The organism is Paraburkholderia dipogonis, from assembly GCF_046027395.1.
Lineage (GTDB): Bacteria > Pseudomonadota > Gammaproteobacteria > Burkholderiales > Burkholderiaceae > Paraburkholderia > Paraburkholderia dipogonis_A.
On sequence record NZ_JAQQEG010000016.1, the window covers coordinates 133298 to 153022 of the forward strand.

Annotated in this window: 16 protein-coding genes; 11 read left to right on the forward strand and 5 right to left on the reverse strand. The window is 62.0% G+C overall.

Annotated elements, in window-relative coordinates:
* Positions 1-120: 120 nt before the first annotated feature.
* Positions 121-708, reverse strand: a complete 588-nt coding sequence (locus PQR32_RS18040; protein WP_408229454.1) for a hypothetical protein — start codon at positions 706-708, stop codon at positions 121-123.
* Positions 709-1086: 378 nt separating this feature from the next.
* On the reverse strand, positions 1087-1473 hold the full coding sequence (locus PQR32_RS18045; RefSeq protein ID WP_408229456.1) for a MerR family transcriptional regulator: 387 nt from the start codon (positions 1471-1473) through the stop codon (positions 1087-1089).
* Positions 1474-1560: 87 nt separating this feature from the next.
* Here PQR32_RS18045 and PQR32_RS18050 point away from each other — a divergent pair, with 87 nt between their 5' ends.
* Complete coding sequence (locus tag PQR32_RS18050; RefSeq protein WP_408229459.1) at positions 1561-2469, forward strand: alpha/beta fold hydrolase; 909 nt, start codon at positions 1561-1563, stop codon at positions 2467-2469.
* Between the two features lie 345 nt (positions 2470-2814).
* On the opposite strand, the gene PQR32_RS18055 is transcribed toward PQR32_RS18050, so the two are convergent.
* Positions 2815-3405, reverse strand: a complete 591-nt coding sequence (locus PQR32_RS18055) for a hypothetical protein (protein WP_408229462.1) — start codon at positions 3403-3405, stop codon at positions 2815-2817.
* A 263-nt stretch (positions 3406-3668) separates the two neighbouring features.
* Between PQR32_RS18055 and oxlT the strand changes: the two genes are divergently transcribed.
* The 9 genes from oxlT (at position 3669) to PQR32_RS18100 (ending at position 14208) form a co-directional block, all read left to right on the forward strand.
* Entirely contained in the window at positions 3669-5000 is a 1332-nt protein-coding gene (gene oxlT / locus PQR32_RS18060; protein WP_408229465.1) for an oxalate/formate MFS antiporter, read from the forward strand.
* A 64-nt stretch (positions 5001-5064) separates the two neighbouring features.
* The gene (gene oxc / locus PQR32_RS18065; RefSeq protein WP_408229468.1) at positions 5065-6807 is read left to right on the forward strand and encodes an oxalyl-CoA decarboxylase; all 1743 of its coding nucleotides are present in this window, start codon (positions 5065-5067) and stop codon (positions 6805-6807) included.
* Between the two features lie 25 nt (positions 6808-6832).
* Positions 6833-8083 (forward strand): formyl-CoA transferase, encoded by a 1251-nt coding sequence (gene frc, locus PQR32_RS18070; RefSeq protein WP_408229471.1) that lies wholly within the window; start codon positions 6833-6835, stop codon positions 8081-8083.
* A 104-nt stretch (positions 8084-8187) separates the two neighbouring features.
* Positions 8188-8619, forward strand: coding sequence for a PAS domain-containing protein (locus tag PQR32_RS18075; RefSeq protein ID WP_408229474.1), 432 nt, complete (start codon positions 8188-8190; stop codon positions 8617-8619).
* A 96-nt stretch (positions 8620-8715) separates the two neighbouring features.
* The gene (locus tag PQR32_RS18080; protein ID WP_408229477.1) at positions 8716-9642 is read left to right on the forward strand and encodes a LysR family transcriptional regulator; all 927 of its coding nucleotides are present in this window, start codon (positions 8716-8718) and stop codon (positions 9640-9642) included.
* Positions 9643-9997: 355 nt separating this feature from the next.
* Positions 9998-11215, forward strand: coding sequence for a YbfB/YjiJ family MFS transporter (locus tag PQR32_RS18085; protein WP_408229480.1), 1218 nt, complete (start codon positions 9998-10000; stop codon positions 11213-11215).
* 49 nt (positions 11216-11264) lie between these two features.
* Positions 11265-12368 carry an NAD(P)H-dependent flavin oxidoreductase gene (locus tag PQR32_RS18090; RefSeq protein WP_408229483.1) on the forward strand — a complete coding sequence of 368 codons (1104 nt, stop codon included), beginning with the start codon at positions 11265-11267 and terminating at the stop codon, positions 12366-12368.
* Positions 12365-13642 carry an MFS transporter gene (locus PQR32_RS18095; RefSeq protein WP_408229486.1) on the forward strand — a complete coding sequence of 426 codons (1278 nt, stop codon included), beginning with the start codon at positions 12365-12367 and terminating at the stop codon, positions 13640-13642. Before PQR32_RS18090 ends, PQR32_RS18095 begins: the two co-directional genes overlap by 4 nt.
* Positions 13639-14208, forward strand: a complete 570-nt coding sequence (locus PQR32_RS18100; protein WP_408229489.1) for a CHAD domain-containing protein — start codon at positions 13639-13641, stop codon at positions 14206-14208. The genes PQR32_RS18095 and PQR32_RS18100 overlap by 4 nt, the downstream gene beginning before the upstream one ends.
* Before the next feature lie 52 nt (positions 14209-14260).
* Here the strand turns inward: PQR32_RS18100 and PQR32_RS18105 are convergent, their stop codons facing one another.
* Positions 14261-15298 carry a transporter gene (locus tag PQR32_RS18105; protein ID WP_408229492.1) on the reverse strand — a complete coding sequence of 346 codons (1038 nt, stop codon included), beginning with the start codon at positions 15296-15298 and terminating at the stop codon, positions 14261-14263.
* A 294-nt stretch (positions 15299-15592) separates the two neighbouring features.
* On the opposite strand from PQR32_RS18105, the gene pstS reads away from it, so the two are divergent.
* Positions 15593-16633 carry a phosphate ABC transporter substrate-binding protein PstS gene (pstS, locus tag PQR32_RS18110; protein WP_408229494.1) on the forward strand — a complete coding sequence of 347 codons (1041 nt, stop codon included), beginning with the start codon at positions 15593-15595 and terminating at the stop codon, positions 16631-16633.
* Between the two features lie 72 nt (positions 16634-16705).
* On the opposite strand, the gene PQR32_RS18115 is transcribed toward pstS, so the two are convergent.
* Positions 16706-19555: a DNA-binding protein gene (locus PQR32_RS18115; protein ID WP_408229497.1), complete on the reverse strand. Its 2850-nt coding sequence runs from the start codon at positions 19553-19555 to the stop codon at positions 16706-16708.
* Positions 19556-19725 lie beyond the last annotated feature (170 nt).

The window sequence follows — 19725 nt, forward strand, 5'->3', positions numbered from 1 at the left end:
CACGCGCCGCATGCAATATCGGACACATCCCGATCAGGTATAAGCATCTCACTGTCGGCGTCGATGTCGACGGCCCCGCGGCCGTCTTCGATTGGCGAGCCGCAACGGCTGATCCGGTGGCTAGTCTCGCGCCCTGTCGATCGCGCTGACAGCCAACTCGCGCGCCAGGTCCGCGTACAGTTCGGCCCACTTGCCTATCAAGCTGGGATCATCGGTCAGGAAAAGCGGATGTTCGGCCCAGGCACTGACGTCCGCACCTTTCCAGGCCATTTCGAATATCCGCAACTCCTCATCCTCGCTGACGCCGACGTCGACCAACTCGCAGAACGAGGCGAGATTGGAGAGAGTCACAACGTGGGCCGCGATGCCGTGGATAGCAGCCAGCGCGCCAGCCGCCCGCTTTCGCGCATCGTCGCGGCTGCCGGCCAGCAGGAACACGATGCTTTCGTCGTGCGCGTTGTTGAATACCGCCCGATACAGCGAGGTTTTGCAGCGATGGCTCAGTTGCGTGCCCATGGTTGCCCCCGGTTCCGAAAACTGTTCGTCGTTTTGCTCCGCCGCCTGGGTTCCGCTGATTTGCGTCTCCAAACGCTGCTGCCGGTCGCGGTATCTGTCGCTGCTCCAGTACAGGTAAATACCGCACACGAGCAGGCAGGCCAGCGCGAGAATCCCGACGCCCCCAAGTATCGCCAGATCCGCATGCGCCATTTCAGGCCTCCTCTAGTCTCGCGCGAGCCTCGCCCGCCATTTGCGGGACCTTGCCGGCACGCCATCTATCAGAATACGGCGGCCCCGCTCGACTTTTTAAACCGTCCCACGCATGGACCGGACGCGGGCGGCGAAGAATCGGTCCGCTCGTTGCCAGCGTGGCCATGATCTTGCGAGCGTAGGGACGTTGCTTCGAGTATCTGATGGGAGTTGTTATTGATCAATAGAGCACACCTCTCTATTGACCAATCGGCGCCACTATAGGAACCTAGTTGGCTCAGGCCGCCCGTTTCATGATCGGCGACATCGAGATGTCGCCAGCGCCTTGAACTGACTCACTTCGGCGCTTCGCCCGGGCGCGCCGTCAATTCCGGCAAATTAGTCTAAAGGTGGAACAATTCCTTCCGCCAGCGTTTTGAGCAACCGCGCGCGAAGCCGTTCCAGCTCCGCTATCTGACGCTCGATGGAGGCCAGCCGCTTGCGCTGCGCATCGGTCGTTTCAGCGCACGAACTCGCACCTTCGATCATCCGCATGCAGTCGGGAAATGAGCGGATATCAGCCAGACTGAAACCGGTGGCGATCATGCGTTGAATCTGCCTGACCTGCGCGACAGCCGCATTCGGAAAAGCTCGATAACCATTGCTGGCGCGCACCAAGGTGAGCAATCCGTGTTCATCGTAGTGACGGATCGAGCGCACACTCGCGCCGGTCTCGCGAGCGAGTTCACCGATGGTCAGCAGGTCTTGCTTGATGGATTGGGTCATGGAAAAAGCATAGCGCTTTCTGCTTGACCCTCACATCAGTGTGAGGGTTGAGACTGTGGGCATCTCAACGATCCCGGAGTCCTGCTCATGCCCCGCAGCATCTTTCGTCACGCGCTCTGCGCTTCGGTGGTAACGGTCGCCCTGTTTGCAGGGTCGTCTGTAGCCGTCGCGGATACAAAAAACTATTCCGTCACTGCGCCGGATGGCGTCACGCTTGCCGTCCAGGAATCAGGAAACCCAGACGGCCCCGCGATCGTGTTCATTCACGGACTGCTCGGCAGCCATCTGAACTGGGACGCACAGTTGAAGAGCGCCGCGCTCCATCGGTATCGCATCATCACTTATGACCTTCGCGGCCATGGTCTGTCCGGCAAGCCGACGGATGCCGACGCGTATCGCGATGGTCGTCGTTGGGCGGACGATCTCGCTACCGTCATCCAGTCGTCGCACGCGCGCAATCCCGTTCTCGTCGGGTGGTCGCTGGGCGGCGCCGTCATATCGAACTATCTGGCAGCGTATGGCGACGGCCGGATTGCCGGGGCGGTGTATGTCGACGGCGTGATCGAACTGAAGACGGACCAGATCGTGGTTCATCCGGAGGTGTACCGCGACATGATTTCACCGGATTTGAAGACGCACCTCGATGGCGAGCGCACATTTCTCGGCCTGTGCTTCCACACGCAGCCCGACAGGTCCACGTTCGAGCGTCTGCTTGCGAATGCGGCGATGGCATCGTGGGACATGCAGAGCGCAGTTCAGTCGATGACCGTCGCTGCGTCCGAAGGATTGAGCAGGACCAGAGTGCCGGTTCTGTTGATCTATGGCGCACGCGACGCGCTTGTCAAGGCCAGGCCCGCGATCGCGCGCGCGACGGACCTGAATCCGCAAATACAGAGCAAGCTATACGCGAATTCAGGTCACGCACCCTTCATCGAAGAGCCGGATCGCTTCAATCGTGATCTGGCCGCTTTCATCGATACTGCATCGGCTCGCTGAGTGGCCACCTGCAAAAAGAGGCACACATGTCATCAGAAAACGGCCGTCATGACCGACACGACTCCCTCGCAGGCTTTACCCGTCTACAAGTCGACGCCGACGAGATCTGGCGTTGCTGGGCGAACAATGTCAGCGGCAAACCGCTTCGCGGGGGCCATCTTCTTCCCGAAGAATGCCCGGAACAGGTCACGGCGGAGCTTCTTCCATTCCTTTTGAGCCAATAGCGCATCCAAACGAGAGGCCGCTGTCACGCCTGCTTTATTGGCTATGACTGTGAGTCTTCGCATGCACACATGATCGGCCGGTGCGCCCTCGCATAGAACGCGCGCGTGCCGTCCACCGCATCTACACACCTGCCAGCGCCGGCAAGTCCGCCTCGTACGAAACGCGTTCGAGCCAGCTGCTCATTTCTGGCTGATGAACCACGCGGCTCTGACGCGGCGCGATTTCAACGCGTCTCGGCAACGGCGCCGGATAACGCGCACGTTTCTTCTCCAGAATGGCCTGGCTCAAAAACTCAGCGCTGTAAGCTTTCAACAAGTGCGCATGATGCGCTTCGATATAAGCGGCAATCTGCGCCTGCTCGCCTTCGATCATGGCCAGCAACGCCAGCGTCTGCGCATCCCAACGAAAGCGCAGGCCGAGTTCGTCGAAAGCGGCGTTATAGGCGCACAGTTGCGCCTGGATTTCAGCATGGTGCGCGCTGTCGCCAGCGTCGAATTGCGAGGGGTTCATGGTCGTCTCCATCAGGCAGGTGGCATGACGAAGAGTAGAACCGCCAATCGATAAACGATAGTTAAAGTTTTTTCTAAAAACGATAGTGCTTTGTTTATATGTTGGTTTACCCCAAGTCCCCTCAGCAACGAGGTCTGTGCACTTGAACAGGCGGGTCGTCGCCCTCAATCGGGCCATAGCCAAGGGGGGCAGCGCATCCATTAGGAATGCCGAATGCAAACCATAAAATGTTTTAACTTTTACTTATTGCTGTTCTCGCGCAGCATCCCCTCAGACGCGCTGCACGAGCTATTGCCTCTCACCCGGTGGCTTTGCTTTTGACGGGCAAGGGTTTTCGTTAGTGCAGTTCCCTCTGGCCGACCATTGGCGCCTCGTTGCCCGCAAACCTAGCGGCGACGAAGCGGTTCGATCACGTAAGTCCAACGCGCCGCTTGAGCGCGACGGAATATACAGGAGACGGAGACATGGGACATTCCAGTGCATCGGAAAGAGGCCGTACTGCATTCACGCATCACCGCTGGGTGCAACTCGCGATCGGCATTGTGTGCATGGGGCTCGTCGCGAACCTGCAATATGCGTGGACGCTGTTCGTCGTACCGATGGATAACGCCCACCATTGGGGACAAGCGGCGATCCAGACCGCGTTCACGATCTTCATTGTGACCGAAACCTGGCTCGTGCCCGTCGAAGGTTGGCTCGTCGATAAGTTCGGGCCGCGCCCAGTCGTCATCGGCGGCTCGCTGTGCGCGGCGCTCGGCTGGATCATCGACGCGCATGCGAGCAGTCTCGCTGCGCTGTACGTCGCGGCAGTCATCGCCGGGATCGGCGCGGGCTGCGTGTACGGCACCTGTGTGGGCACGGCGCTCAAATGGTTTCCGGATAAACGCGGTCTCGCGGCTGGTTTGACCGCGGCAGGTTTTGGCGCCGGCGCGGCCGTCACCGTGATTCCGATCGCCAACATGATCCAGCATTCGGGCTATCAGCACACGTTCATGTTCTTCGGCATTTTTCAGGGCGTCTGCATTCTGTTGCTCGCCACCATGCTGATCCGGCCGAAGCCGCCCGCAACCGCTGTCGCCGCTAAACGCATCGTCGCTAGCAAGATCGACTACACGCCAGGCGAGATGATCCGTTCGCCGCTCTTCTGGGTGCTGTATCTGATGTTCGTGTTCGTCGCGGCCGGCGGCATCATCGCGACCGCACAGCTCGGGCCGATTGCGAAGGAATACGGCTTTGCCAAGCTGCCCGTGAATCTGATGGGAATCACGCTGCCGCTCCTCACGATGACACTGTCTATCGACAACCTGTGCAACGGCTTCACCCGTCCCTTGTGCGGCTTTCTGTCGGACCGCATCGGCCGGGAAAACACGATGTTCATGATCTTTCTCGGCGAAGGCGTCGCGCTGCTGGGACTCATGCAGTTCGGCCATAACCCGTACGCCTTCATGTTCTTCGCGGCCGCCGTGTTCCTGTGCTGGGGCGAAATCTTCTCGATCTTCCCGGCGACCTGCGCGGATACGTTCGGCAGCAAATACGCCGCAGCCAACGCGGGAACGCTTTACACCGCGAAGGGCACCGCATCGATGCTGGTACCGCTTGCATCGGTACTGTCGGCGAACGGCGGATGGAGCACGGTGTTCATCTCCGCCGCCGTGGTGTCGATCGCGGCCGCCGTGTCCGCGAAGTTCATCCTCGCCCCCATGAGAAAGCGCTGGATCGAAAACTCAGGCGCGCCGGCCAGCGTCGTCATCGCCGAAGCAGGACTGCAGCCGTCGTCCGGCGGCTCGCCTGATTGACTGACCACGTGAGCGCCCCGCTCGCGACACACCACACAACGCCCCGCCACCAAGGAGAGATGTCATGGCAGAAGCCGACCAGCCCACAACAGACAACACGTCGACACAACAGGCGACCGAGACGACCGACGGATTCCATCTCGTCATCGACGCGCTGAAACTGAACGACATCGACACCATCTTTGGCCTGGTGGGCATCCCGATCACCGACCTGGCGCGACTTGCCCAAGCGGAAGGGATGCGTTTCATCGGCTTTCGCCATGAACAGCACGCGGGCAACGCCGCGGCCGTTTCCGGCTACATGACGAAGAAGCCGGGGATCTGCCTGACGGTGTCGGCGCCGGGCTTTCTGAATGGACTGACCGCACTCGCGAACGCAACCACCAACTGCTTCCCGATGATCCTGATCAGCGGCTCGAGCGAGCGCGAAATCGTCGATCTGCAGCAAGGCGATTACGAAGAGATGGATCAGTTGAACGCGGCCAAGCCGTACGCGAAGGCCGCGTATCGCGTGCTGCATGCGGAAGATATCGGCATCGGCGTGGCGCGGGCGATCCGGGCCGCGGTGTCGGGCCGTCCCGGCGGCGTGTATCTGGACTTGCCCGCCAAGTTGCTCGCGCAAACCATGGACGCCGTGAAAGCGCAGCAATCGCTGGTGCGCGTGATCGACGCGGCGCCACGTCAATTGCCCGCGCCGGAATCGGTCAAGCGCGCGATTGACGTGCTGAAGAGCGCCAAGCGTCCGCTGATCCTGCTCGGCAAAGGCGCGGCGTACGCGCAGGCCGACGCGGAGATTCGCGGGTTCGTCGAACAAAGCGGCATTCCGTATCTGCCGATGTCGATGGCCAAGGGTCTCTTGCCCGATACGCACGAGCAATCGGCGTCGGCGGCGCGTTCGTTCGTGCTGCAGGAAGCCGACGTCGTCGTGCTGATCGGCGCGCGTCTGAACTGGCTGCTCTCGCACGGCAAGGGCAAGACGTGGGGCGCCGAGCCGAAGAAATTCGTCCAGGTCGACATCTCGCCGACGGAAATCGACAGCAACGTCGCGATTGCCGCGCCGGTGATCGGCGATATCGGTTCGTGCGTGGCGGCGCTGCGTGAAGGCCTCGATGCGAGCTACAAAAAGCCGAGCACCGAGTGGACTGGCGCGATCGCCGAGCGCAAGAACAAGAACCTCGCCAAGATGGCCGCGACGCTCGACAAGAACCCGTCGCCGATGAATTTCCACAGCGCGTTGCGCGCGATCCGCGACGTGCTGAAGACGCGCCCGGATATCAACGTTGTCAACGAAGGCGCGAACACGCTCGACTACGCGCGCAGCATCATCGACATGTATGAGCCGCGCAAACGCTTCGATTCGGGCACGTGGGGAATCATGGGCATCGGCATGGGCTTCGCGATCGGCGCGGCAGTGACGAGCGGCAAACCGGTCGTCGCGATCGAAGGCGACAGCGCGTTCGGCTTCAGCGGCATGGAACTCGAAACGATCTGCCGTTACGACTTGCCGGTCTGCACCATTGTCTTCAACAACAACGGCGTGTATCGCGGCACCGACGTGAACCCGACCGGTGGCAAGGACGTCGCGCCGACCGTGTTCGTGAAGAACGCGCGCTACGACAAGATGATCGAGGCATTCGGCGGCATCGGCTACCACGCGACCACGCCCGAAGAGCTGACGAAGGCGCTGCTCGAATCGATCGCCTCAGGCAAGCCGAGCCTGATCAATGCCGTAATCGACGAAGCGGCCGGCACCGAAAGCGGCCGCCTGACCAATCTGAATCCGCAAAGCGCGGCAATGAAAAAGTAATCTGGGCAACCACGGAGATATCAACATGACCAAACCTCTCGAAGGCATCAGGATCATCGACTTCACCCACGTTCAGGCGGGCCCCGCATGCACGCAGTTGCTCGCCTGGTTCGGCGCGGACGTCATCAAGGTCGAGCGGCCGGGTTCCGGCGACGTGACGCGCAACCAGTTACGCGATATCCCTGACGCCGACGCGCTGTACTTCACGATGCTCAACAGCAACAAGAAGTCGCTGACGCTCGACACGAAAAAACCCGAAGGCAAAGAGGTGCTCGAAAAGCTGATCCGCGAATCGGACGTGCTGGTCGAGAATTTCGGCCCGGGCGCGTTGGACCGGATGGGCTTTTCGTGGGAACGCCTGAACGAACTCAATCCGAAGATGATCGTCGCTTCGGTGAAGGGCTTCAGCGACGGCCACCACTACGACGACCTGAAGGTCTACGAAAACGTCGCGCAATGCGCGGGCGGAGCGGCATCCACCACCGGCTTCTGGGACGGCCCGCCGACCATCAGCGCGGCGGCGCTTGGTGACAGCAACACCGGCATGCATCTGGCCATCGGCATTCTGACCGCGCTCTTGGGACGCGACAAAACCGGCAAAGGCCAGAAAGTCGCGGTGTCGATGCAGGACAGCGTGCTGAACCTGTGCCGCGTGAAACTGCGCGATCAGCAGCGGCTGGAACGTGTCGGCTACCTCGAAGAATATCCGCAGTATCCGCACGGCGAATTCAGCGATGTCGTGCCGCGCGGCGGCAATGCGGGCGGCGGCGGCCAGCCGGGTTGGGTGCTCAAGTGCAAAGGCTGGGAAACGGATCCGAACGCTTACATCTATTTCACGATTCAAGGCCACGCATGGGAGCCGATCTGCAAGGCGCTCGGCAAGCCGGAGTGGATCGATGACCCGGCGTACAAGACGGCGGAAGCACGTCAACCGCATATCTTCGACATCTTCAAAACGATTGAAGGCTGGCTCGCCGACAAGACCAAGTTCGAAGCAGTCGACATCCTGCGCAAGTTCGACATTCCGTGCGCGCCGGTGCTGACGATGAAGGAACTGGCCAACGATCCGTCGCTGCGCGCGAGCGGCACGATTGTCGAAGTGCCGCACAAGAAACGCGGCTCGTATCTGACCGTCGGCAGCCCGATCAAGTTTTCGGATCTGAAGCCGGAAATCACCGCCTCACCGCTGCTGGGCGAACACACCGAAGAAGTGCTCGCGAGCCTCGGCTACAGCAAGCAGGACATTTTTAACCTGCGCGAAGTGAAAGCGGTTTAAATGGTGCTACGCAAGGCCGGGTATAAGCCCGGCCTTGCCGATGCGGCGTCCCTGGCGGCGCCGTATCCTATTGAGCATTCGTGTTTTCACATAGGGGGAGCGCCATGCAAAACGCCATCGACTTCCAGCAACTTGCCAACGCGATCGGCGACGCGATCATCATTTCAGACGCCCGCGGCAACATCACATTCTGGAACCCCGCGGCTGAACGCATGTTCGGCTTCACGCAAAACGAGGCGCTCGGCCATTCGCTGGACCTGATCATCCCGGAACGTCTGCGCGGCCGCCATTGGGACGGCTACCACAAGACCATGGCAACAGGCGAAACCCGCTATGGCAACGACGTGCTGCGCGTCCCCGCCGTGCACAAGGACGGGCGCTCGCTGTCGATTGCCTTCACGGTCGCGTTGCTGCATGCGCCACAAAACGAACTCACCGGCATCGTCGCCGTGATCCGCGACGAAACCAGCCGTTTCCAGGAAGATCGCCTGCTGCGCAAGCGGCTTGCGGAACTGGAGGCATCCGCCGGCGCGTGAGCGCATAGCCGCTCAAGCGCCCCTGCTCCACTCCCTTTCGGTTCGTCGCTGTAGACTCTGCCAGATCGCGTTTTCAATCACACCGGATCAGGCAACATGGACCGCATCGACGCAATGAAGGTGTTCGTCGCCACGCTCGACGAAGGCAGCCTGGCCGGCGCGAGCCGTCGACTCGGCCGCTCACCCGCCGCGGTTAGCCGCGCTATCGCGTTCCTCGAAGAACATGTCGGCACGGCCCTGCTGCATCGCACGACGCGGACGATCAAACTGAGCGAAGCCGGCGAACGATATGCCGCCGCCTGCCGGCGCATTCTCACCGATCTCGAAGAGGCCGATCTGTTGATCGCCGGCGAGCGCTCCGCGCCGCGCGGGCTGCTCACGATCACCGCGCCGGTGGCCGCCGGCCAGGACATGCTGCAGCCGATCATCGACGAATTCGTCGATCACTATCCGGCGGTCTCGGTGCGCCTGAATATGCTCGACCGCCCGGTCAGCCTCATTGACGAAGGCATGGATCTGGCGTTGCGCATCGCCCATTTGCCGGATTCGACGCTGGTGGCGATCCCCGTCGGCGAAGTGCGGCGGGTCGTTGCCGCGTCGCCTCGCTACCTGGCTAAGCACCCTCCAATTACCGAACCTGCGGATCTGGCCCAGCATCAGATCATCTCCATGACCCACTTCGGCCTGGATTCGTGGAGCTTTCCGCCGCCGAACGGCTCGACGATTCCGCGAGTCGTGCAGTTCACGCCTCGCTTCATCGTCAACAGTATTCAGGCGGCCGTGGCCTCGGCGGTCGCGGGACACGGCGTCACCCGCATGTTTTCCTACCACGTCGCCGAACAGGTCAAGGACGGCTCGCTCAAGATCGTTCTGAGCGACAACGAACCCGCCCCGCTGCCGGTCCACCTGCTGACGCCGCACGGGCGCCTCGCCGTGCCCAAGGTGCGCGCGTTCGTCGATTTCGCGGCGCCGCGTCTGCGCCAGCATTTCACACAATCCCAACGGATTACCACGCGAAATTGAATCGTTTCGCGGAAGAATGTCTGCCGTGCCGCGTGGATTCTCTCTTCAATCGGTTCAATCTAGACTTACTTCCATCGAGATTACCTAGCGCAAGCTGTCGGCCGCCCCGGCCAATTCACTGACACGACCGACGCCACGCTCGACTCGAATCGGCAATCTTCGTAACGGGCAAACATCCCACACGTGGACGGCGGCGACAGCGTCGGCGCTCCCGGCATCGTTTGTCACATTGCGAGGCATTCCGCATTCAGTTTGCAATCCTCATGAGAGGCATTGCGAGCTGTGACCTACGTACCTATCGTGTCGACCCCGCCAGCCAGACGAGTCGGCGCGTAACCGAACAGTGGAGACAGTGATGCAACGTGCAGTCGTCAACGGACCGATCCCGCCGGCGTTCAATGTCTGGCGCGGCACGCTGGCAGGCGCCAGCGCGAGCCTTGTCGGCATCGGCCTCGCGCGCTTCGCCTATACCCCGTTATTGCCGGCGATCGTCAGCGCGCACTGGTTTCCGGCGTCGACCGCAGCGTATCTCGGCGCGGCCAATCTCGGCGGCTATCTGGCGGGCGCGCTCGCAGGCGGTTGGCTGGCACGGCGTTTCGATGCCACGTTCGTGTTACGCGCGATGATGCTGCTCGCGACCGTCGCGTTCGTTGCCTGCGCCTTCCCGGTTTCTTTTCTCTGGTTCTTCGTCTGGCGCTTCGCATCCGGCCTGGCCGGCGGCGCGCTGATGGTGCTCGCCGCGCCGACGATCCTCGCGCACGTCATCCCATCGCGCAAGGGCTTTGCGAGCGGCGCGATCTTCAGCGGTATTGGTCTCGGCATCGTGGCATCCGGGACGATCGTGCCGATACTGCTGCGTCAGGGCCTGATGCAAACGTGGCTGGGACTTGCCGCGATCTCCCTCGCGCTGACGGCCGTCGCATGGAACGGCTGGCCCGGACGAGGCGAAGCCGCCGTTCAGCCGGCGACGCATCACAGAGGGCATGGCCGGTCTTATCCGGCTGCATCGATGCGCGCGCTCTACACCGGGTATGCGTTGAACGCCGTGGGCCTCGTTCCGCACATGATCTTTCTCGTCGATTTCGTGGCGCGCGGCCTCGGCAAGGGCCTTGATGCCGGCGCGCAATTCTGGGTGCTGTTTGGACTCGGGGCGATTGTGGGCCCGCTGCTGAGTGGCCATCTGGCTGACCGTACCGGGTTCGGTCCGGCACTGCGCGTGGCCTATGTCCTGCAGATCGTCGCGGTGGCCTTGCCGGCTGTCGTGCGCGGACCTGCGGCACTGATTGTGTCGAGCGTCGTAGTCGGCGCGTTCGTGCCGGGCATCGTGGCGCTCGTGCTCGGCAGGGTCAATGAATTGCTCGCGCATCATCCGGCTGCCCAGAAAGGCGCCTGGAGCGCGGCGACCACCAGTTTTGCCGTCTTGCAGGCAGTCGCGGCGTACGGCTTGTCGTTTCTGTTCGCGCACGACGGCGGCAACTACGCGATGTTGTTCGTGATCGGCGCGGCGTCGTTGGCACTTGCTCTGGCAGTGGATCTGTTCGCGGCGCTTCGCTTCGGTCCGAAGCAAGCATAGCCACTCCGCTCCAGGCGTTTCTATCCACTACTCGAACTGTGAGAACCCCATGACCTCCGATATCCGCTTTCTGCAAGCACTTGGCGTGCGGCATCCCATCATTCAGGCGCCGATGGCCGGCATCTCGACGCCCGCACTGGCCGCCGCGGTTTCCAATGCCGGCGCGCTCGGCTCGATCGCCGTCGGTGCGAGCACCGCGCAGCAAGCGCGTGAACTGATCGTCGCGACGCGCGCACTCACGAGCCAGCCGTTCAACGTCAACGTGTTCTGCCATCGGCCGGCGTACAGCGATCCGCTTCGCGAAGCGACCTGGCTTGCGCATCTGCAACCGCTGTTCGCCGAGTTCGGCGCCAGAACGCCCGCTGCGCTCAAGGAGATTTACACGAGCTTTGTCGTCGACGAGGCACTGCTGCAAGTGCTGATCGAAGAGCGTCCCGCTGTCGTCAGTTTCCATTTTGGGCTGCCATCGCGCGAATGGATCAATGCACTGCATCGCGCCGGCATTCTGCTGTTCGGATGTGCGACCACGCCGCACGAAGCCATGCAGATCGAGCAGGCCGGACTCGATGCGATCGTCGCGCAAGGTGCGGAAGCAGGCGGCCACCGTGGCGTCTTCAATCCGGACGATGACGCGATGATCGGCACCCTGGCACTGGTCCGTCTGATCGCAAAACAGTCGACGCTGCCGGTCATCGCCGCGGGCGGCATCATGGACGGTCAAAGCATTGCCGGCGCATTGCTCCTCGGCGCTAGCGCCGTGCAGATGGGCACCGCGTTCGTGCTGTGTCCGGAATCGGGCGCGGATGCCGCCTACCGGAGCGCACTGACCACCCAACGCGCGTACCGGACGGCCGTGACGGCCGCGATCTCCGGCCGCCCGGCACGTGGACTGAGCAACCGGTTGTTTACCGACGTCGACTCGCCGGACGCGCCGCCGCTGCCCGACTATCCGATTGCGTATGACGCCGCCAAGGCGCTGAACGCCGCGGCCCGCGCAAAGGGCAACACCGAATTTGCCGTCCAATGGGCCGGCCAGGGCGCGCCGCTCGCGAGAGCATTGCCTGCGGCGGAGTTGGTGGCCACCTTGGTGAGCGAACTTGCCGAAGCACAGGGCCAGTCACGCTCGCATTCATTTGCCGGGAAGGCGGTATGAACACCCCTCAACAAGTTTCCCTGCCGTCCGGTCAGGCAACGCACGGCCTCGATTATTCAGCGCGACATGAACGCTATTGGCGCCGCAATCTGGCCGTGTGCGTATTCGGCTCGTTCACCACGCTCGTCAGCCTGAGCATGCTGCTGCCGTTCCTGCCCATCTACGTCCAGCAACTCGGTGTGCAGTCGCAGTCCGCCGTCATCCAGTGGTCGGGAATCGCGTTCGGCGCCACGTTTCTGGGAACTGCTGTCACCGCGCCTGTCTGGGGACGGCTTGCCGATCGTTATGGCCGCAAGCCGATGCTGGTGCGTGCGGCCGTCGGCATGGCGGTGGTGATGTCGTTGATCGGCCTTGCGCACAACGTGCATCAACTCGTCGCCCTGCGCTTGATTGCGGGTCTCGTGGGCGGGTACTCGTCGGCGTCGACGGTGATGGTCGGCACGCAGGCGCCGAAGGAACGCGCGGGCTGGGCGCTGGGCGTGCTGTCGACAGGCGCGCTGGCCGGCAACCTGATCGGGCCGCTCGTCGGCGGTTTTTTGCCGGGCTGGCTCGGCATTCGCGGCACGTTCTTCGCCGGCGGCGCCATGATCGCGGTCGCCGCGCTGCTCACGATTTTCGTCGTCAAGGAAGATTTCGACCCGGCCACTCATTCCAGGCGACGTCCCGCCGGGCATGCGTCGACGAGCACACATCGCAACAACTATCCGGTGATCGCCGCGTTGCTCGTCACAGCGATGATGGTGCTGCTCGCCAACATGTCGATCGAGCCAGTCATCACGGTCTATGTCGGCAGTCTCGGCGTGCCGTCGCTTCATCTGGCGCGCGTGGCGGGTATCGTGATGGCCTGTTCGGCGTTCGGCAGCATGCTCACGGCAGCGCGCCTCGGCGCGTTGGCCGATCGGATCGGCAGCTGGAACGTGATCGTCGCTTGTCTGGTGTTGACCGGTGTGGTGATGATTCCGCAAGCGTTCGTTCACGCATGGTGGCAACTGGCGGGATTGCGCGCGCTGATGGGCATGACACTCGCCGGTCTCCTGCCTGCGATTGCCAAACTGGCCCGGCATGCAGTGGAAGAGCACAAGACCGGTCAGATGCTCGGCTACCTGCAGTCGGCGCAATTCAGCGGGCAAGTCGTCGGTCCGATTATCGGCGGCGTAATCGCTGTCCATCTCGGGCTGCATTCCGTGTTCTTCGTCACGGGCTCGTTGCTGGTGGCGTGCGCCGCGCTTGCTCAGTGGGCGCGGACTCGTCAGCGGTTGGCTATCGTTCGATGAGCGCCGCAAAAGAGTGCGGCGTCGGTGCGTCTTCCGCCAGCTTTTTGCGCAATCGCGCAACGATCGCCGCAGCAAACGTCGAAGCCATGCTCGCGCAATGGATAGCCGGCGTGATGCTGCAACTCGACGCGTGCTCGTTTGACGAACCGCTCGCGGCATTCGCCGCGAACCGTGTTGCCACGGCGAAGCAGGCGCTGCGAAAACGGATGGAGCGTGTGCTTAGGAAGCCGGACGCCGTATACGCCGAGGTTCACGAAGTCCGAATCGCAGGGAAAAAGATGCGCTATCTGCTGGAGTTTTTCGCGCCTCTGCTCGAAAACGGGAACGAGATCGGCGTCGTAGAGCTCACGCAATTGCAGGACGAGCCAGGAAAACTCAACGACATCGTTTCGAGTGAAGCGCTACTCCTCGAGCACACAACTCAGCTTGGTGGGCGCGGCGTTGTAGAAGATGCGATAGCGCATTTGAGGCATCGCAAAGGCGATCACATGCAACGCGCCGACGCACTGTTACGCGCGTTCAGCGATACGTTGGCCGGCGAGCGTCCCGACGCCGGCATGAGTTGACGTTACCGCGTGCAGAGCCGCTGATGCTGAAGTCGGATGCAACACCTCGTCCCTACCGTTCCTTGCGCCGACGAAATGCCCACCAGCCCGCGAGCCCCGTAAAACCGGCGACAAGGAACACCATCACCCAGAAGCCGTGCCGGTTTTCAGCGAGCGGAATACCGCCCACATTCATGCCGAAAAAACCCGCGACAATATTGATCGGCATCGCCAGAACCGTCACCAGCGTGAGCGTGAACAGCGTGCGGTTGTTCTGTTCCTCGAGGCGGGAAATGATTTCCTCCTGCAACAGCCTGACCCGTTCGATCAACCCGGCCACATCCGAGAGAACCACGGAAAACTCTTCCGTCGACTCGCGCAGGTCCTGTACGTCCTCTGAATGCAGCCAGCGCGGCGGCCTTGCGAGCAGACGGAAGATCGCGCCGGGTTCAGGCGCGAGCATGCGCTGCAAGCGCGTCAACATACGACGCATCGCGCCCAGATCGATCCGGTTCTGTGTCGGCCGCTGCGACAGGAACCGATCCTCGATCCGGTCGACGTCGGCGCTGGTTCGCCGGACGATCTGCACCAACAGGTCCGCCTGGTCACGCATCAGGTGAACCAGCAATTCCGCTGGAGACCTGAACACCTCGCCTTCCCGAACGGATGCGCGCAATCGGTCGACCGAACGCAGCGGCTTGAGACGCGCGGTCACGATGATCCGTTGATTCGCGTAAATCCACAGCGTCGCAATCTCGGAGGGAGTGAACTCAAGATTGAACATGACGTCGTTCACGACCGCGCGCAGCGCGCCGTCCGCATGTTCGATACGCGTGGAGTGCGAGCCTTCACGCAATGCGTCGAAAAAAGTCTCGGGCAAGTCGAGTTGGGCTCTCATCCACCGTTCGCTGGCACTATGCGCCAGATTGAAATGAAGCCAGAGAAACTCACTGCCTTCCTTCGCCGGGCCGTTCGCGTCGTGGGCCTGGAGCCATTCGGCGACTTCATCGGCGTCGACGGACCGTCCGGCGCGAGTCGAGGAAAAGAGAAAGCCGCAGACCATGCCGGACGAGTCCGCGCCGTAGGTTTGCAATAGCAGATCAGATTTCATAGGTCATTCAGCGTTTGCTTCCCGCGCGGGATTGGCCTATCCAGCAATTTGCCGGCCGAAATCAGAACCGTGGCAATCGCCACGCAATGCCAACTTCAAGCGCCGCACAGATTGAACCGGAATCAAAGGCCTGAGCATATCGCGGCCGATCAAAAGAAGGTTAACCCGCTAGTTTTCACGACGTCGACTTAGCGAATGCTTAAGGTTAGGCAAGCGGCTCATTTAATTTGAGTAGTCACAAGAACGTCATATTTCACCCTTAAGTTGCAGCCCATCGACGGCGACCGCGTCGCCATGAGGAGTCTCATCATGAATCTCAAGCAACTTACGCTGGTTGTGTGTGCATTGTGTGCCAGCGCCGCACACGCCGCCGACATCACCGGCGCGGGCAGCACCTTTGCCGCGCCGATCTATACGAAATGGGCCGACGCCTATCAAAAGAGCGGCGGCGGCAAGGTCAACTATCAGGGCATCGGTTCGTCGGGCGGTATCAAGCAGATCATTGCGAAGACCGTGGATTTCGCCGGCTCGGACGCCCCGCTCAAAGACGACGAACTGGCCAAGGACGGCCTGTTCCAGTTCCCGACGGTGGTCGGCGGCGTGGTCCCGGCAATCAACGTGCCGGGTTTGAAGGCTGGCGAACTGGTGCTGTCGGGTGAAGTGCTCGGCAACATCTATCTGGGCAAGATCAAGAAGTGGAACGATCCGGCGATCGTCGCGCTGAATCCGAAAATCAAGCTGCCGGATACCGACATCGCCGTGGTTCGTCGTGCCGATGGGTCGGGCACGAGCTTCATCTGGACGAACTACCTGTCCAAAGTGAACCCGGAGTGGAAGTCGAAAGTGGGCGAAGGCGCGACGGTGAGCTGGCCGACGGGTACGGGCGGCAAGGGTAACGACGGCGTTGCCGCTTTCGTGCAGCGTCTGCCTGGCGCGATCGGCTACGTCGAGTGGGCGTATGCGAAGCAGAACCACATGACCTATGCCGCGCTGAAAAATGCAGCGGGCACGGTGGTCGTGCCGGCGACTGACACCTTCAAGGCCGCAGCAGCCGGCGCCGACTGGTCGAAGTCGTTCTACCAGATCCTGACGAACGAACCGGGCAAGAACGCGTGGCCCGTGGTCGGCGCGACGTTCGTGCTGTTGCACACGACGCAGGACAAAGCACCGCAAGGCGCCGAAACGCTGAAGTTTTTCGATTGGGCGTTCAAGAACGGCGGCAAGGCGGCCGACGATCTCGACTACATTTCGCTGCCGGAATCCGTGACGGCTGAAATCCGCACGCAGTGGAAACAGAAAGTGAAGGACGCGTCGGGCAAGCCGGTCGCGCCGTAAGCGTCGAGCTCATGGGGCGCGCGTCGCAGGCGCGCGCCTTTCTCCATCATGCGTCCGACCGGCCGCCACGCGTCAGGTCGCGACCTTCGACATCACCGCCGTCGCCGGATCGTAACGGTAGCCCTTCTGCGCAAGTTGGTGCGTCATGGTCGCGGCGATCAGTTTTTGCTGCATCTCCCTGGAGATCAATTCGTGATCCGGCTTGAGCCGCTCCAGTTCGGATGAGAGCCGCCGGACAAGCGCCACCTCGCCGGTGCTGCGTGCGTCGATGAACAAGATCTTCTCGCTTGCCAGACCGAGCCGCTGTTTAAGGTCCTTTGCGTGCACGACCCACTGTTCGGCCGTTGTGCGAAGCTCGCTCATGGCCTTTGTATGAGCTTTGGCTTGTGTCGATATTTGGCGTTGCAACGCCGCGACTTCCTCCGCGCTGTCGGTCTCCTCGGCGCGGGCTGCTAACTGCTGGGCGCGCTGAGTGTGTTGCGCGATAGCGGCGGCTTGCGACGCTACGCGCTGCTCCAACTGCGCGACATGCTGTTCGGCGGCCTCCGCGCGTTCCCTCACGGCGGACGCATCTTGCGATAGTCGAGCCAGGTTGGCGCTGACCAGTGTCTTCGCCTCTGTCACGGCACTGATCTGCTCCCGCGCCTCGTCCAGTTCATGCGTGACGCGCTGGAACTCGCTGAGTTGAGCCGACGTTTCCTCGGCCCGCGCCTCGGCGGCCTCACGCTCTGCTGTCAGCGCAGCGCGGGCTTGCTCCAGTTCAGCTTCCAGCGCGGTGAGCCGCGCGAAGTTCTCGTTGGCCTGCGCCTCGACGGTCTGTGCATGCGACGAGGCCGCCTCCAACTCGGTCGACAACCGTGCCGCTTCTTCTTGCCTGGCTTGAGAGGCGCTGCTCAACGTCGCAATCTGCTGCCGGGCTTGATCGCGTTCCTGCGTGGCTCGCGCTATTTCATCGTTCTTGCTTGATATCGCTGCAGCCAGTTCCGCCCGTGCCTTGCGTTCTTCGTCGAGCAAAGCCGTCGTGGCTTGCTGATCGGCAGCTTGCGACGCTGCGCGCTGCGCGAGTTCGTCTATGCGTGCCTCGGCTGCTTGCGCGCGCGACGTGGCGGCGCTTAACTCCTCGGACAGTCGCGTCGCTTCTTCTGACTTCGCCCGATGGGTGTCGCGCAAAGTGGCGAACTGCTGCCGGGTCTGTTCGTGTTCCTGAGTGACTCGCGTGACATCGTCGTTCCTGGCTGAGATAACCGCGGTCAACTCTTCACGTGCTTTGCGTTCCTCTTCCAGCAACGCGTTCGTCGCCGTCAAATTGGCCTGATCCACTGATGCACGCTGTTCGAGTTCTTCTACACGTGTCTCTGCTGCCTGCGCGCGCGCCGTCGCTGAGTTCGCTTCCTGCGACCATCGTGTCACTTCTTGCGAGCTCGCCTGACAGGCGGCGTCCAACGTTGTGACTTGCTGCAGCGCCTGATCGCGTTCCTGAGTGACTCGCGTTACGTCATCGTTCTTGCTCGAGAGAGCCGAGGCCAACTCTTCACGTGCCTTGCGTTCCTCTGCGAGCGATGCCTTCGTGGCTTCCAGGCTGGCATCTTGCGACGACACACGCTGCGTGAGTTCTTCCACGCGCGCCTCTGCCGTTTGCGCACGTGTGGAAAGAGCGCTCGCCTCGTGCGACTTGGCCTCATAGGCGTCGCGCAGCGATGTGATCTCCTGCAGCGCAAGATCTCGCTCTTGGGCGACTCGCGTCATCTCATCGTTCGTGACGGAGACGATCGAAGCCAATTCCTCGCGTGCCTGGCGTTCTTCAGCAAGCGATGCCTTTGCAGCTTCCAGGCTGGCATCTTGCGACGACACACGCTGCGTGAGCTCTTCCACGCGCGCCTCTGCGGCTTGCGCACGCGACGAGGCGGCGCTCGCCTCTTCCGACCGTTGCGTGACTTCTTGCGACTTCGCCTCATAGGCGTCGCGCAACTCTGCGATCTTCTGCTGAGTCTGATCACGTTCCTGCGTGATTCGCGCTACTTCCTCACTCTTGCTCGCGACAACCGCGGCCAACTCTTCGCGTGCCTTGTGTTCCTCTTCCAGCAATGCGTTCGACGCTTCCAGATTGGCATGGTCCACCGACGCACGCTGCACGAAATCCTCGATGCGTGCCTCCGCCGCTTCAGCACGCGACGTGGCCGCGCTCGCCTCGTGCGACCATCGCGTCGCTTCTTCCGTCTTCGCCTGACAGGCATCGCTCAATGTCGCGGCCTCGTGCCGCGCCTGATCCCGTGCCTGAGTAACCTGAGCGACTTCATCATTCTTGCCGGCGAGCGCCGTGGCCAACTCTTCACGCGCGAGGCGTTCCTCGTCGAGCGAGGCCTTCATGGCCTCCAGGTCGGCGTCTTGCGCGGACGCACGCTGCACCAGTTCGTCGACGTGAGTCTCAGCCGCTTCGGCGCGGCCGTTGGCGGTCGCGAGTTCCGCTTCGAGGCGCAGGGCAGCACTTTCCGACGCGCTCAGCGCGTCCGTCAGCGCGCTGAGACGATTGCGCCCCGTTTCGATCTCATCAATCGTCTTTTGATATTCGGCAAGCGCCTCGTCCCGTTCCGCGAGGGCCGCTTCGAGGTCCTGATTCACCGTGGCGAGACGTTGATTGAACGCCTTCTCCGCATCGTGTTGAGACGCTGCCCAGATCCTATCCGCGGTGCTGATCACGGTTTCGGCGAGGCCCTCCGGCAATCCGGGCTGGGCCTGCACTTGTGGCGTTTCGGCCTGCCGCGCTTCGCGCCAGCGTTGCAAGGCCGCGACTATCGCCACAAGCGAACCGCCGCGAACCTCTTTCCAGATTGTCACTGGCGACACTCTTCTGCCTTCTTCGACCATGCGGTCGGCGATTGCAGCGATCTGTTCATCGGTGATTGTGTCTGTGTCCGTGGACATATGCGCCTCAAGAATCAATGTAACGGGGCGAAAAGGTTAAATTTTCAATACGTTACTACGTCTGCGGACGTCCGGCGACGTTCGGGATCCAAGCTAAATGACAGCTAGCAGGATGCGAACCGATGATATTAGGGCTCAACGGTCTTCTCGAATGCACGGAACAAGGGACC

Excerpts from the sequence above, each read along its gene's own strand:
- PQR32_RS18040 (WP_408229454.1), bottom strand. The coding sequence starts at position 708 with ATGGCGCATGCGGATCTGGCGATACTTGGGGGCGTCGGGATTCTCGCG.
- PQR32_RS18045 (WP_408229456.1), bottom strand. The coding sequence starts at position 1,473 with ATGACCCAATCCATCAAGCAAGACCTGCTGACCATCGGTGAACTCGCT.
- PQR32_RS18050 (WP_408229459.1), top strand. The coding sequence starts at position 1,561 with ATGCCCCGCAGCATCTTTCGTCACGCGCTCTGCGCTTCGGTGGTAACG.
- PQR32_RS18055 (WP_408229462.1), bottom strand. The coding sequence starts at position 3,405 with ATGGATGCGCTGCCCCCCTTGGCTATGGCCCGATTGAGGGCGACGACC.
- oxlT (WP_408229465.1), top strand. The coding sequence starts at position 3,669 with ATGGGACATTCCAGTGCATCGGAAAGAGGCCGTACTGCATTCACGCAT.
- oxc (WP_408229468.1), top strand. The coding sequence starts at position 5,065 with ATGGCAGAAGCCGACCAGCCCACAACAGACAACACGTCGACACAACAG.
- frc (WP_408229471.1), top strand. The coding sequence starts at position 6,833 with ATGACCAAACCTCTCGAAGGCATCAGGATCATCGACTTCACCCACGTT.
- PQR32_RS18075 (WP_408229474.1), top strand. The coding sequence starts at position 8,188 with ATGCAAAACGCCATCGACTTCCAGCAACTTGCCAACGCGATCGGCGAC.
- PQR32_RS18080 (WP_408229477.1), top strand. The coding sequence starts at position 8,716 with ATGGACCGCATCGACGCAATGAAGGTGTTCGTCGCCACGCTCGACGAA.
- PQR32_RS18085 (WP_408229480.1), top strand. The coding sequence starts at position 9,998 with ATGCAACGTGCAGTCGTCAACGGACCGATCCCGCCGGCGTTCAATGTC.
- PQR32_RS18090 (WP_408229483.1), top strand. The coding sequence starts at position 11,265 with ATGACCTCCGATATCCGCTTTCTGCAAGCACTTGGCGTGCGGCATCCC.
- PQR32_RS18095 (WP_408229486.1), top strand. The coding sequence starts at position 12,365 with ATGAACACCCCTCAACAAGTTTCCCTGCCGTCCGGTCAGGCAACGCAC.
- PQR32_RS18100 (WP_408229489.1), top strand. The coding sequence starts at position 13,639 with ATGAGCGCCGCAAAAGAGTGCGGCGTCGGTGCGTCTTCCGCCAGCTTT.
- PQR32_RS18105 (WP_408229492.1), bottom strand. The coding sequence starts at position 15,298 with ATGAAATCTGATCTGCTATTGCAAACCTACGGCGCGGACTCGTCCGGC.
- pstS (WP_408229494.1), top strand. The coding sequence starts at position 15,593 with ATGAGGAGTCTCATCATGAATCTCAAGCAACTTACGCTGGTTGTGTGT.
- PQR32_RS18115 (WP_408229497.1), bottom strand. The coding sequence starts at position 19,555 with ATGTCCACGGACACAGACACAATCACCGATGAACAGATCGCTGCAATC.